13 protein-coding genes are annotated in these 12,453 nt (G+C 71.6%); 6 read left to right on the top strand and 7 right to left on the bottom strand.

Features of this window, described 5'->3' with window-relative positions:
- Positions 1 to 19 precede the first annotated feature (19 nt).
- Complete coding sequence (locus ACZ561_RS11360) at positions 20 to 418, top strand: TOBE domain-containing protein (protein ID WP_470992487.1); 399 nt, start codon at positions 20 to 22, stop codon at positions 416 to 418.
- 8 nt (positions 419 to 426) lie between these two features.
- Here ACZ561_RS11360 and ACZ561_RS11365 read toward each other — a convergent pair whose 3' ends face one another.
- A complete protein-coding gene (locus tag ACZ561_RS11365; RefSeq protein WP_470992488.1) occupies positions 427 to 1,608 on the bottom strand; it encodes an MFS transporter in 1,182 nt (393 codons plus the stop codon).
- Positions 1,605 to 2,459, bottom strand: a complete 855-nt coding sequence (locus ACZ561_RS11370; RefSeq protein WP_470992490.1) for a DMT family transporter — start codon at positions 2,457 to 2,459, stop codon at positions 1,605 to 1,607. Before ACZ561_RS11370 ends, ACZ561_RS11365 begins: the two co-directional genes overlap by 4 nt.
- 163 nt (positions 2,460 to 2,622) lie before the next feature.
- Here ACZ561_RS11370 and ACZ561_RS11375 point away from each other — a divergent pair, with 163 nt between their 5' ends.
- The gene (locus tag ACZ561_RS11375; RefSeq protein ID WP_470992492.1) at positions 2,623 to 3,687 is read left to right on the top strand and encodes an AI-2E family transporter; all 1,065 of its coding nucleotides are present in this window, start codon (positions 2,623 to 2,625) and stop codon (positions 3,685 to 3,687) included.
- Between the two features lie 123 nt (positions 3,688 to 3,810).
- The gene (locus ACZ561_RS11380; protein ID WP_470992494.1) at positions 3,811 to 5,655 is read left to right on the top strand and encodes a serine/threonine-protein kinase; all 1,845 of its coding nucleotides are present in this window, start codon (positions 3,811 to 3,813) and stop codon (positions 5,653 to 5,655) included.
- Positions 5,656 to 5,659: 4 nt separating this feature from the next.
- Here ACZ561_RS11380 and ACZ561_RS11385 read toward each other — a convergent pair whose 3' ends face one another.
- Positions 5,660 to 6,463, bottom strand: a complete 804-nt coding sequence (locus ACZ561_RS11385; RefSeq protein WP_470992497.1) for an N-formylglutamate amidohydrolase — start codon at positions 6,461 to 6,463, stop codon at positions 5,660 to 5,662.
- A 115-nt stretch (positions 6,464 to 6,578) separates the two neighbouring features.
- On the opposite strand from ACZ561_RS11385, the gene ACZ561_RS11390 reads away from it, so the two are divergent.
- A complete protein-coding gene (locus tag ACZ561_RS11390) occupies positions 6,579 to 6,935 on the top strand; it encodes a zinc ribbon domain-containing protein YjdM (protein WP_470992500.1) in 357 nt (118 codons plus the stop codon).
- A gap of 122 nt (positions 6,936 to 7,057) precedes the next feature.
- On the opposite strand, the gene ACZ561_RS11395 is transcribed toward ACZ561_RS11390, so the two are convergent.
- A complete protein-coding gene (locus ACZ561_RS11395) occupies positions 7,058 to 7,465 on the bottom strand; it encodes a hypothetical protein (protein ID WP_470992502.1) in 408 nt (135 codons plus the stop codon).
- Positions 7,466 to 7,792: 327 nt separating this feature from the next.
- On the opposite strand from ACZ561_RS11395, the gene ACZ561_RS11400 reads away from it, so the two are divergent.
- The gene (locus ACZ561_RS11400; RefSeq protein ID WP_470992505.1) at positions 7,793 to 8,707 is read left to right on the top strand and encodes an AurF N-oxygenase family protein; all 915 of its coding nucleotides are present in this window, start codon (positions 7,793 to 7,795) and stop codon (positions 8,705 to 8,707) included.
- A gap of 44 nt (positions 8,708 to 8,751) precedes the next feature.
- Positions 8,752 to 10,407, top strand: coding sequence for an FAD-dependent oxidoreductase (locus ACZ561_RS11405; RefSeq protein ID WP_470992508.1), 1,656 nt, complete (start codon positions 8,752 to 8,754; stop codon positions 10,405 to 10,407).
- Positions 10,408 to 10,423: 16 nt separating this feature from the next.
- Here the strand turns inward: ACZ561_RS11405 and ACZ561_RS11410 are convergent, their stop codons facing one another.
- From ACZ561_RS11410 to ACZ561_RS11420, 3 genes are all read right to left on the bottom strand, one after another.
- On the bottom strand, positions 10,424 to 11,050 hold the full coding sequence (locus ACZ561_RS11410) for a DUF4232 domain-containing protein (RefSeq protein ID WP_470992510.1): 627 nt from the start codon (positions 11,048 to 11,050) through the stop codon (positions 10,424 to 10,426).
- Between the two features lie 28 nt (positions 11,051 to 11,078).
- Positions 11,079 to 11,699 (bottom strand): L-threonylcarbamoyladenylate synthase, encoded by a 621-nt coding sequence (locus ACZ561_RS11415; RefSeq protein WP_376432251.1) that lies wholly within the window; start codon positions 11,697 to 11,699, stop codon positions 11,079 to 11,081.
- A 76-nt stretch (positions 11,700 to 11,775) separates the two neighbouring features.
- On the bottom strand, positions 11,776 to 12,354 hold the full coding sequence (locus ACZ561_RS11420) for a Type-2Aa cytolytic delta-endotoxin (RefSeq protein ID WP_470992514.1): 579 nt from the start codon (positions 12,352 to 12,354) through the stop codon (positions 11,776 to 11,778).
- Positions 12,355 to 12,453: the final 99 nt, after the last annotated feature.

A 12,453-nucleotide genomic window follows, 5' to 3' on the forward strand; every position in this document is an offset into this window, starting at 1 on the left:
GTGGCCTAGAGTTCCCTCCGTGCCGTCGTACAGCATTGGGCAGGCAGCGCAGCTGCTCGGAGTGAGTTCTGAGACCGTTCGCCGGTGGGCCGACGGTGGGCGGTTGCGTGTGGACCGGGACGGTGCGGGCAACCGGGTGATCGACGGGGTGAGTCTGGCCGCCTTCGCCAAGGAGCGGGGCTCCGGGGTGTACGCGGTGGCGGGCGACGAGGTCTCCACATCCGTGCGCAACTCGTTCGTGGGGATCGTGACCTCGGTCCGGGTCGACGACGTGGCCGCGCTCGTGGAGATCCAGTCCGGTCCACATCGGCTGGTCTCGCTCGTGACCCGGGAGTCCGTCGAGGAGCTCGATCTCGCCGTCGGGGTCACCGTCACCGCGCGGGTGAAGTCGACGAACGTCCACATCGATCTGCCCTGACCGCGACATCACACCTTCCGCCGTGCCAGATGGACACCGATCGTCGCGGCGAGCACCGTGACGCAGGCGGTGAAGATCAGCCCGGCGGCGTCCAGACCCACCCACATCGTCAACGCGCCCACACCCACCACCGGCAGGGAGATGCCCGTGTAGGCGACGACGAAGAACGAGGAGATCGTCGCCGCCCGGTGCGCGGGCGGTGCCGCGTCACCCACGGCGGTGAGGGCGGCGCGGAACGAGAGGCCCTGGCCGAGCCCGCCGCAGGCCGCGCCGGCCACCAGAAGCGGCAGCGCCTCCGCCCAGAGGGAGGCGCCGACGAGCAGAAGACCGACCACCAGGACGAGACAGCCCAGCGGCAGCGCGGCACTCACCGGCAGCTTCCCCGTCAACGACTGCCCCACTGTCGAGGCGAGGAACACCGAGAAGACCACGACACCCGAAACGGCCAGGTTGGTGATGTCAAGGGTCTGGGAGACGAAGCTCGGCGCCACCGCGGTGAACAGGCCGAGGAGCGCGAACCCGGCGAAGGCCGCGAGCGCCGAGGGAGCGAAGACACCGCGCACCTCGGGCGGTACGTACAGACCCGGCGGCCTGGGCCGGGTCCGCAGGCGGGGGTGGGCGACCGTCTCCGGCAGCAGCAGGACGATGACGCAGGCCACGCACACCAGCCCGAGGTGGGTCAGGAACGGCAGGGTCAGCGGCATCGGAGCGTACTCGGCCAGCAGTCCGGACAGCAGAGGGCCGCAACCGAGGCCGCCCATGTTCGCGGCGGTCGCGGCGAAGCCCGCGCGTGACTTCCGCTCCGGTCTCGCCAGCTCCAGCACGGTGACCGTGCCCGCCCCGCTGAGCAGCCCGGCGGAGAATCCCGACAGCAGCCGGCCGGCGAAGAGGAACGGCAGACCACCCTCGAGGAGGAAGCACCCCGCACTCGCCGCGGCCAGGCCGAGCGCGCAGAACAGGACAGGGCGGCGTCCCGCCTCGTCCGAATAGTTGCCGACCAGCAGCAGGGTGGCGATCACGCCCACGGCGTAACTGGCGAAGAGCACCGTCACCATCAGCTCGGAGAAGCCGATCTCCTCGCGGTACAACCCGTACAGCGGTGTGGGCAGCGTCGTGCCGGCCATGCCGATGGCGAAGACCGCTGCCGCCGACTTGTAGCCCGGGCGGCGCCCGCGACGCGAGGTGGTCACGACGTGCTCACCCCGCCCCGTGCCAGCGCGAACACACCGAAGACGATCAGGCCGACGCCGAGCATCTCCGGCAGGAGCCACCACCCGCCCCGTACATGCTCCTCGTACAGCAGCACTCCCAGCATGAGACTCACCGTGGCGTCCCCCAGGGTCAGCGCCGGTTGCGAGGCGACGAGCGGCCCGCCCTGCATGGCGTGTTCGAGCAGCAGCAGGGCGGCGATCCCGGTCACGCAGAAGGCGTACGTCTGCCAGGTCGTCAGGAACGCGCCCAAGCCCCCGTCGTCGAGGATGTGCATGGCCGCCTTCATCAGGGCCGCGGTGAGCGCGTAACAGATCGCCGTGGCGGCACCCAGGCATCCGGCGCGGGCGCGTCCCGGCGGCTTGCGCAGACCGGCCGCCGCGAGCACCACCACCACGACGCAGCTCACCACGAGCGCGGGAATCCAGCGCTCCAGCTCCACATGCGTACGGTTCCCGCTGGGTGACGCCGCAACGAGTGCGAGCCCGAGCCCACCCACCACTCCTGCCACGGCCGGCCAGAGCGCCTTGGGCATCCGCTCCCGCGTCATCAGCGTGGCGATCAGCAGCGCGAGCGGCAGTTCGAGCACGAACAGCGGCTGTACGAGCGACAGCGGACCGGTCGCCAGGGCCGCCGCCTGCCCGACCCCGGCCGCGATCACCGCGAGGATGCCGGCCAGCCACAGCGGTCGCCGCAGCAGATCGAGGATCAGTCCCGGCCGGAAGGAGTCGGACTGGGGGACGGTGAGCGCGGCTCGGCGTTGAAGCACCGTGGCGAGCGCATTGCTGAACGCGGCGAGCGCCGCGAACAGGACCGGCAGGACGATGCCCATCCCTCGATACTCACCGGCACGGGCCGACAGCCGCCGTGACGACACAGGCCGGGGTCGGGGGTTCTCCGCGTATTCGCCCGTCCGGACCCCCCGGGCCCCGAACTCGGGCGAATGTCGGGGCTCGGGCGTGGTCCGCCGCGTCCCCGGTGGTACGTCGTTGGCCATGCAGCAAGGCACACCACCGTCGGTGGTCCCGTTCCTCCGCACCGCCGCGGCCTACGCATGGCGGCTGCTCGTCGTCGGAGCCGCGGTGTACAGCCTGTTCGCGCTGCTCGGGCGCTTCCACGAGATCGGCGTGGCGGTCTTCCTCGGTCTGGTGATCACCGCTCTGCTGCGCCCGGTCGCGGATCTGGTCGCCCGGGGGCTGCCCCGCCCGCTGGCGGTCACCCTCACGCTCCTCGGCAGCATCGCACTCGTCCTCGGCGTGCTCGCCCTGGTCGGCGAGGCGGTGGAGGGCGAGCGGACGACGCTGGTACGCGAGTTCCGGGACGGCGTCGAACGGATCGAGTCCTGGCTGGAGCGGCCGCCGTTCCGGCTGAACCCGGACGCCCTCTCGAACGTGCAGGCCAAGCTGGAGCAGTATCTGTCGAGCCACCGCTCGACCCTGATCAGCAGGGCGCTGAGCGGAGCGCATCACCTGGTGGCCGTGCTCACCACACTGGCCCTGGCGCTGTTCTGCTCGGTGTTCTTCATCCACTCCGGGGACCGTCAGTGGAGCTGGCTCCAGACTCAGTTGCCGCGGTCGGTACGGGGGCGCGTCGCGATCGGCGGCCGCGCGGCGTGGCGCACCTTCACCGGCTACACCCACGGAATCGTCCTGGTGGCGGCGGTGAACGCGATCCTCGTCGGTCTCGCGCTCTGGCTTCTCGGGGTCCCTCTGGCGGTCCCGCTCGCCCTGCTGGAGTTCATGGCCGCCTTCGTCCCGCTGATCGGTTCGCCGGTCGCGCTCGCGGTCGCCGCGATCGTCGCGCTCGCCTCGAAGGGCCCGGTGGTGGCGGCGATCGTGGTCGGCCTGATCGTCGTCATCGGCCAGATCGAGGGACATCTGCTGCACCCGCTCGTCATGAGCTGGGCAGTACGGCTGCACCCCCTCGTCGTCGCGATCTCGGTGATCGCGGGAACGATCGCGGCGGGCATCGTGGGCGCGGTGGTGGCCGTGCCGCTGGTGTCGGTGATCTGGTCGGTCCGCACGGCCCTGCGCGAAACGCAGGAACCGGAGGACGAATGAGCCCGCCGGAACGAGGGTCGGGGCTGCCGGGACCACGGCTCATGCGGACCGACGGGCATGGACGGCACCGGTTTGGATAGGGTGCCCGACGACAACGGGGTTCTGTGTGGGAGACATGAGTTGATGAGCGGTCAGCAGCCCGGCCACGGCGACGCGTCGCAGATCTTCCAGCCGCTGGCCGGGGACGACCCGACCACCGTCGCGGGCTACCGCCTGGCCGCGAGGCTCGGCGCCGGCGGCATGGGCAAGGTGTACCTGTCGTACACGCCCGGCGGTCGGCCGGTCGCCATCAAGGTGATCCGGTCCGAGTTCGGTGACGATCCAGAGTTCCGGCGCCGGTTCGCGCAGGAGGTGAAGTCGGCGCAGCGGGTGCAGGGGCTGTTCACCGCGCCCGTCATCGATGCCGACACCGACGGCCAACGGCCTTGGCTCGCGACCGCGTACGTGCCCGGGCCCTCGCTCGCCGACGCCGTCGTCGCCCACGGGGCGCTACCCGTCGAGACGGTCCTGCTGCTCGTCGCCGGTATGGCCGAGGCACTGCACGTCATCCATGGCGCGGGCATCGTGCACCGCGACCTCAAGCCGTCGAACGTCCTGCTCGCCGCCGACGGTCCCCGCGTCATCGACTTCGGCATCGCCTACGCCGCCGACGCGACCTCGCTCACCGGCAGCGGCGTCACCATCGGCACGCCGACGTTCATGGCTCCCGAGCAGGCGGAGGGCGGCCGCATCACCCCGGCCACCGACATCTTCGCGCTCGGCCAGGTCGCGGCGTACGCGGCGACGGGGGTGCCGGCGTTCGGCGAGGGGACCTCGCACGGCGTCCTGTACCGGATCGTCCATCAGGAGCCCGATCTCAGCGCGGTGCCCGAGCGGTTGAGGGAGCTGGTCGGCCGTGCGCTCGCCAAGGACCCCGCCGCGAGGCCGTCGATCGCCGAGATCATCAGCCTCTGCCAGGCCGCGAACGCCGAGACCGTGCTGCGACGCCCCGAGGACTGGCTGCCGGGCACGGTGGCCGCCGACATCACCGTACGTGCGGCTGCTCCCGCCCCGGCCGTCGACCGGACTCCGCCGCCTCCGGGCTACATCCCCACGGCACCGGCCACCCCGCCGCCCACGGGCTACACCCCCACCGCGCACGCCGCTCCGGCCCCCGCCCACAGCCCCACAGGGCCTGCTGCCACCCCTCCGCCCACCGGCTACGGCCCCGCGCCTCACGCCACCCCGGCTCCCGGCACCACGGGACCGGTCCCGGCACCGACGCCGGCGCCTGGATACGCCTACCCGCCGACGCACAACGGCCCGCAGGCGCCCCGGTTCCCCGGCGCGCCCGTGCCGCCCGGGCCGCGTCCGCCCGCGGCCCCGCGCAAGCGGGGTCCGATCGTCGCCCTCGCCGCCGCGCTGGTCTTCGGCATCGCCGCGGGTGGCACGGCGTACATGCTGCTCAAGGAGAAGGATCAGGCGACGAAGAGCAGCGGTTCGACGCAGGGCGGCAGCTCCTCGCAGGGCGGGCAGGGCGGCACGACCACGGACGCCGGCGCCAAGCCGAGCACCAAGCCCAGCACCAAGCCGGAGCCGAAGCCCTCCGACTTCAAGGGCATCAACCTCACCGCCGGGTACCACCTGACCCTCGGGGACGAGAACGTCCGGCCGCAGGACGGCGAGGACGGCGGCTACGAACTCTCCTACGACACCGGTGGCTACCTGGACGCCGAGAGCTCGGGCGGAAGCCTCGTCCTGCTCGACCCCGGCCAGGAGGGGTCGCTCGCCGTGTGCCGCGCGGACACCCGCTTCACCGAGAACGTCGACGTGAAGCTGCTGTCGCCCGGGCGTCAGGTGTGCGTCACGACCGGCACGGGGCACATGGGCCTCGTCACGGTCCGGGGCTTCTCGGCAGAGGAGTCCCCCAGCAAGTACATGACCCTGGACCTGACGGTGTGGCGCAATGCCGTGGCCTCCTCGGGCTGAGGTCTCAGTCGGTGTTCCCCGCCGCGTCGACCAGCTCCGCCAGGGCCGTGGCGAGTGCCTCGAGGCCCGGCCCGGCGGGGCCGCCAGGCTCCTTCATGTAGACGTCGCGGCGGATCTCGACCATGAGGGCGCTGACGCGCGTGTCCCGGCCGTAGTGCTCCAGCGGCACGTACGTACCCGCGAACGGGCTGTCCGTGCCGACCCCGCCGAAGCCGTCGAACGCCGCCCGCGCCGACGCGAGGAGCGCGGGCGGTGTGTGCCGGCGGTCCGTACCCAGGCAGATGGGCGGGCGCGGACCGTCGCCGTGCAGCTCGTACGGCAGGGGCCGGGTCGGGTACGAGTGGACGTCGATGATCACGGCGCGGCCCACGGTGGCCAGCCGATCGGCGACGGCGGCGGTCATGGCCCGCGCGTACGGCTCGAAGTACCGGTCCAGGAGCGGCCGCGCGTCGAAACCGTCCGGCCGCAACTCGGCGCGGTGCGTGGTGCGTGTGTACACCGCGCCCATCCCGACGGCGGTCATCTCCTCCCGCTCGTCGGGGAAGCGCTCGGGGTCGACGACCAGCCGCGAGAGCCGGTTCACGAACCGCCAGGGGGTCGTGCCGGCGGCCCCGGCGGCCAGGTCGGCGATCCGCTCCGTGTGGGAGTCGGTGATGTGGTCCAGCTCGCGTGCGAGGTCCTCGTCGTCGAGCACGATGCCGTCGCGCACGTCCGGGGGCAGCTCGCGCGAGGAGTGCGGCACATGGAGGAGCACCGGGGAGTGCGGCGCTCCGGGGAGGAGCTGGAAGGAGTGCGGTGCGTCGGTCATGGGCGGTCCTCGCTGTACGGCGTCGATGGCTGGTGACGTGTGGCTCGTGGCTTCCGGCACCAGCATGATCAACGGAATGCGGGTAGGGGCGCCCTGGCTGAAATAGAATGATCGTATGACCGAGAATCTTCCGCCGTGCCCCCGATGTTCCAGTGCGTACACCTATGAGATGGGCGCGCTTCTGGTCTGCCCGGAGTGCGGCCACGAGTGGTCCGCCTCCGCCGACTCCACCTCGGGCGGCGCCGGCGGCGCGAAGGTGATCAAGGACGCGGTCGGCAATGTGCTCGCCGACGGCGACACCGTCACCGTGGTCAGGACGCTGAAGGTCAAGGGCAGCCCGAGCGGCATCAAGGCGGGCACCAAGGTGCGCAACATCCGTCTGGTGGACGGTGTGGACGGGCATGACATCGACTGCAAGGTCGACGGGTTCGGCCCCATGCAGCTCAAGTCGAGCGTGGTCAAGAAGGCCTGACGCCTCATCACCTCCCGACCGGACGGCGGCCGCAGCCACGGAGCCGGGCGCCGTCCGGTCCGTCCGGTCCGTCCGGTCCGTTCGGTCCGTTCGGTCCGTTCAGTCCGTTCAGTCGGGCTGCTCTACGGGACGTCCCGTACCGAGCCCGTGAACTCCGGGCCCTCGTGCGGTTCCCAGTCCGAGTCGTACGTGGTCAGCCGGGCCCGCAGCGACTCGCTCGGCTCGCTCACCGCGCCCTTGACCGTCGGCACCCTCACCTCGGCGCGCGTCTGCCCGGCGGGCACGTTCACCGAGAGGTACGGCGCCTCCCGGATCCCCGAGAGCGGCAGAGGCTGCTCCGGGGGCTCGCCGGAGTTCTCCTCGAGCCAGCTCCGTTCGACATCCGCGGTGGACAGCTCGGCGCCACCGCCGCCCGCCCCCGGCTGCGCGGCCCGGGGCGTGGAGCCGGGCCCCGGTTGGGCGTAAGCGGGCGCCGCCGCGGCCAGCGCGAGTAACGCGACGGCCGCGGTCACCGCGCGCGTGACACGCATCGAAGCGGACTTCCTCACCTTCGGTCTCGTCGGGGCATCTCGGGAGACCCGGGCGCCCCTCTCGCCACCGGAGGACGGCAACTCGACGCCGGGGGTTGCCTCATGGGTGGGTCGGCGCACGGAGAGGGTGGAGAGATCGCGTGGAATTCGGCGCACGGGGGTAGGCCCGCACGGTGCTCTTGTTATACGTTCCGTCTAACAGCTTGCTAGACGTCGCGTCTAACAAGCGTGGTGGCGCTCGGTGGCCTTCGGTCTCGTCACTCGGGGACGGGAAGGACGAAGCCGGCCGGCGTCGGGTCGAACTCCCTCGATTCAAGGAGCCGCACCATGGCAAGCAGCACCGCCCGGACGGAGAGCCGGGACCGGCGCGCGGAGCAGGACGTCGCCCGGCGGCTGCTCGACTCGGCCGCGAAGCTGTCGTACGACCCCGTCGTCGAGGTGGACTGGGACACGCCGCTCGACAAGGACTTCCACGGAGCGAGCCCCGAGTGGAGCACGCTCTACGGCACGGCGTACTGGCAGGAACTGACCGACGAGCAGCGCAAGGAGCTGACGCGGCAGGAGGCCGCGTCGGTGGCCAGCACGGGCATCTGGTTCGAGATGATCCTCCAGCAGATGGTGCTGCGGGACATCTACGCCAAGGACCCGACCTCCCCGCGGTTCCAGTGGGCGCTCACCGAGATCGCCGACGAGTGCCGGCACTCGATCATGTTCGCCCGCGGCGCCGCGAAGCTGGGGGCGCCGGCCTACCGCCCGCGCCGCGCGGCGGTCGAACTGGGCCGCGTCTTCAAGACGGTCGCCTTCGGCGAGGCGGCCTACGCGGCGATCCTGGTCGCCGAGGAGGTCCTCGACGTCATGCAGCGCGACTGGATGCGGGACGAGCGGGTCGTGCCGTTCGTCCGGACCATCAACAACATCCATGTCGTCGAGGAGTCGCGGCACATGAAGTTCGCCCGCGACGAGACCCGCAAGAGGCTGCGGCACGCGGGCCCGCTGCGCCGGCAGCTCAACGCGCTCGTGATCGCGATCGCCTCGTACGTCATCGTCACCAGCATGGTGAACCGCGACGTCTACGCGCACGCCGGCCTCGACACACGGCGGGCCGTCGACGAGGCGCGGACGAACGAGCACCACCGGTCGCTGATGCGGTCCAGCTGCTCGGGCCTCATGGAGTTCCTGGCCTCGGCCCGTCTCCTCACCGGACCGGCGCTCTTCTTCTACAAGCGCGCCCACCTGATCTGACGCGCCTCGCCCACCGACCCGCCGACCCGAGCTGAGCCGACGACATGACCTACGCCATCACCCAGACGTGCTGCAGCGACGCCACGTGCGTCGCCGTCTGCCCCGTCAACTGCATCCATCCGACGCCCGAGGAGCGGGCGTTCGGCAGCACGGAGATGCTGCACATCGACCCGAAGGCGTGCATCGACTGCGGTGCCTGCGCCGACGCCTGTCCCGTCGACGCGATCTTCCCGGTGGACAGCCTCTCCTCGACGCAGCGGGAGTACGAGGCCGTCAACGCCGCGTACTTCGCCGACCGGGATCCCGAACCGGCCGTCACAGGGCCGAACTTCCACGCCTGGGGCGCGCCGGCCTTCGAGCGTGGTGTGCCGTCCGACTTCGCGCCGATCCGGGTCGCCGTCGTCGGCACCGGTCCGGCCGGGATGTACGCCGCGGAGGACCTGCTCCTGAACACCAACGCCGAAGTGACCCTGATCGACCGCCTGCCGGTGGCCGGCGGGCTCGTACGGTACGGCGTTGCACCCGACCACCCCTCGACGAAGAAGGTGGGCGAGACCTTCGCCCGCTTCCACGACCACCCCCGGGTACGGATGCACCTGGGTGTCGAGATCGGTAAGGACGTCACCGTCGAGGAGCTCGCGGCGCACCACGACGCGGTCGTCTACGCGGTGGGCGCCTCGACCGACCGCCGGCTCGGCGTCCCGGGCGAGGACCTGACGGGCAGCATCTCGGCGACCACGTTCGTGTCCTGGTACAACGCCCACCCCGAGGCGGCGCCGGACACGATCGACCTGTCGGCCGAGCGGGTCGTCGTGGTCGGCAACGGGAACGTCGCCCTCGACGTGGCCCGCATCCTCGTCATGGATCCGGAGACGCTGGCCGGCACCGACATCGCCGACCACGCGCTCGCGGTCCTGCGCGCCTCGAAGGTGCGCGAGGTGGTGCTGCTCGGGCGCCGTGGCCCCGAGGACGCCGCGTACACCGCGTCCGAACTGCTCGCGCTCACCCACCTGCCCGGTGTGCGGCTGGTGGTCGACGACCACGGCCCGCGGACCGGGGCGGCGATCGAGGGCGCCGAGCCGGGCACCCGTGAGAAGGCGGCCCTGCTGCGGGGCGTGGCCCGGGAGACCGTGGACTGGTCATGCCCGCCGGGGTCCGGGCGACGCATCGTGCTCCGGTTCCACTCCGCGCCGTTGGCGGTGCTCGGCGACGACGCCGTGCGGGGTGCGCGGGTGACGGAGGGTCCACAGGAGCGGGAGATCCCGGCCGGGCTGGTGCTGCGGGCGGTCGGCTACCGCGGAGTGGCGGTGCCTGGACTGCCCTTCGACGAGGCGAGCGGGACCGTGCCCCACGAGGGAGGCAGGGTGGCCGGGCTGCCCGGCGCGTACGTCGTCGGCTGGATCAAGCGCGGACCCTCGGGCGGCATCGGAGCCAACCGCACCTGCGCCGCCGAGACGATCGGCACGCTTCTCGCCGACGCCGTCGCGGGCGCCCTGCCCGCACCGTCGGGCACGGACAGGGCGTTCGAGCGACTCGCGCGCCGCCGCGCCCGTCAGCTCGTCGACGCCCGGGGGCTCGCCGCCATCGAACGGGCCGAACGGGCGCGGGGCCGCGCCGCCGGGCGTCCCCGGGTCAAACTCGGCACCGTGCCCGAGCTGGTGGCGGCGGCGAAGCGAGGCCGTCTGCGGCTCGTCCGGTGACGGTACGCGACGAACCTCAGTCCACGACCTTCTCCCACGCCGTCGTGCCGAGCATGCCCGTCTCGCCGATGTCGAGGCCGCCCTCCGGCTCCACCGTCTGCCTGGCCACCCCGGCGACGGGGCCGATCTCCACGTACACGCCGCTCCCCCGTTGAGTCGCCGCGTCGACGGCCGAGTAGCGCCAGACGAAGACGCTGCGTGCGGACTCCCCTGGCTTCAGTGTCACCGGGTGCGCGCCCGGGTCGTCGAGCGTGGTGATCGGTCCCGCGCCCTTGAGGACCGTGACGTCCATGCGCTCGCGGTTCACGTCTCGCACCCGCACGTCCGGATAGCCGTTCAACCGCTGCTCGTCCGCTCCGCAGTTGGTGAGCGTGACCGGCATGGAACGCAGGCCCATGGCGGCGTTGACCATGCCGGTCCACACCTTGACGCCGGTGGCCGGGCAGCCCTCCGTGGGCGTGGGACGGGGCGATTCGGCCGGCGGGGCGAGGGGCACGCCGGGCTCCGACGGCTCGGGGGCCGCCTGGGTGGCGGTCCGCCCGGGGTCGGCCTCGCGGTCGAGCTCGGCAGCCAGGCCGCACCCGGTGGTCAGGACGGCCACCGCGGCCAGAATCAGCCCGTGCCGAACAGGTATGACGGTCATGCCGCGATCATCACATGCCGCCCCCGCGCTACTCGAACCGCGTGGTGTCGCCCGCCCCTCGGCGCACGATCTCCGGCTCGCCGCTCGAGAAGTCGATGACGGTCGTCGGATCCGTGCCGCAGTCACCGGAGTCGAGGACGGCGTCCACCGCGTGGTCGAGCCGCTCCTTGATCTCCCAGCCCTGGGTCATCGGTTCGTCCTCGCCGGGCATGAGCAGAGTGCTGGAGAGCAGCGGCTCGCCGAGTTCCTCCAGAAGCGCCTGGGTGACGACGTGGTCGGGGATCCGGACGCCGACGGTCTTCTTCTTGGGGTGCAGCAGCTGGCGCGGGACTTCCTTCGTCGCCGGCAGGATGAAGGTGTAACTGCCGGGCGTCGCCGCCTTGACGGCGCGGAACACGTCGTTGTCGACGTGCACGAACTGGCCGAGCTGCGCGAAGTTCTGGCACACCAGGGTGAAGTGGTGGCGGTCGTCGAGCTCGCGGATCGAGCGGATGCGGCCGATGCCGTCTCGGCTGCCGATCCGGCATCCCAGCGCGTAGCAGGAATCCGTCGGATACGCGACGAGCGCGCCTGCGCGGATGCTGTCGGCCACGCTGCTGATGGTGCGCCGCTGGGGGTTCTCGGGGTGCACGTCGAAGTACTTCGCCATGCGGGCAGTCTAGGTTCCCCGCGGGGTCGGCCCGGGACGGCGGGCCGGTGCGGGTCACCGCACGTTCGGGCGACCGTCAGGCCGCCAGGCGAAGCTCCTGGCGCAGGACGATCGCGTTGAGCCGGATCGTGTACGGCGCGATGTCCATGATCTCCAGGGCGGCGGCCTTCTCCTTCTCCAGTCCGACGGTCACGTCGATGCAGAACGCGATCGCGTACATGTGGTCACCGGTCTCCTCGTCCTGAAGGGCGAAGAACAGGTCCCGGTAGTAGCTGGTGCGGTCCGCCTCCTCCGCGTAGTACGAGAGTCCCGGCTCGCCCTCCTGTGCGGCGAGGCCGGTGAACGCGTGGGCCAGCTCCCGCTCCACGGTGTCCCAGAAGGAGGCGTCGGCGAACTCGCCGGGCAGTGCCTGGCGCACGGCCTCCTTGAGGGAGAGCACCATGACCATGACCGGGGCGTGCTCCTGAAGTCCCCAGCCACGGACCATCTTGACGACGGCGCTGTCGGGTATGGCGTCGGCGGCCTGGCGGATGTTGTCGAAGTCGAAGTTGACGGTCGCCGGGGCGATCGCGTCCTGGAACGTCCGGTCGATGGCCCGGGCCTGGTCGAGATGGCCCTCCCCCACCTCGATGACGGTCTTGAAACTGGCGCTCATGACTCCTCCTGATGCGTTGTGGTGATCAAGGGGGGTCAGTATGCCGTCTGGCGTCGGGCAGCCACACTCTTGTCGCTCTGTCGACTTCGCCGGACAGTA

The sequence above is a fragment of the Streptomyces sp. NPDC039609 genome (assembly GCF_055596705.1).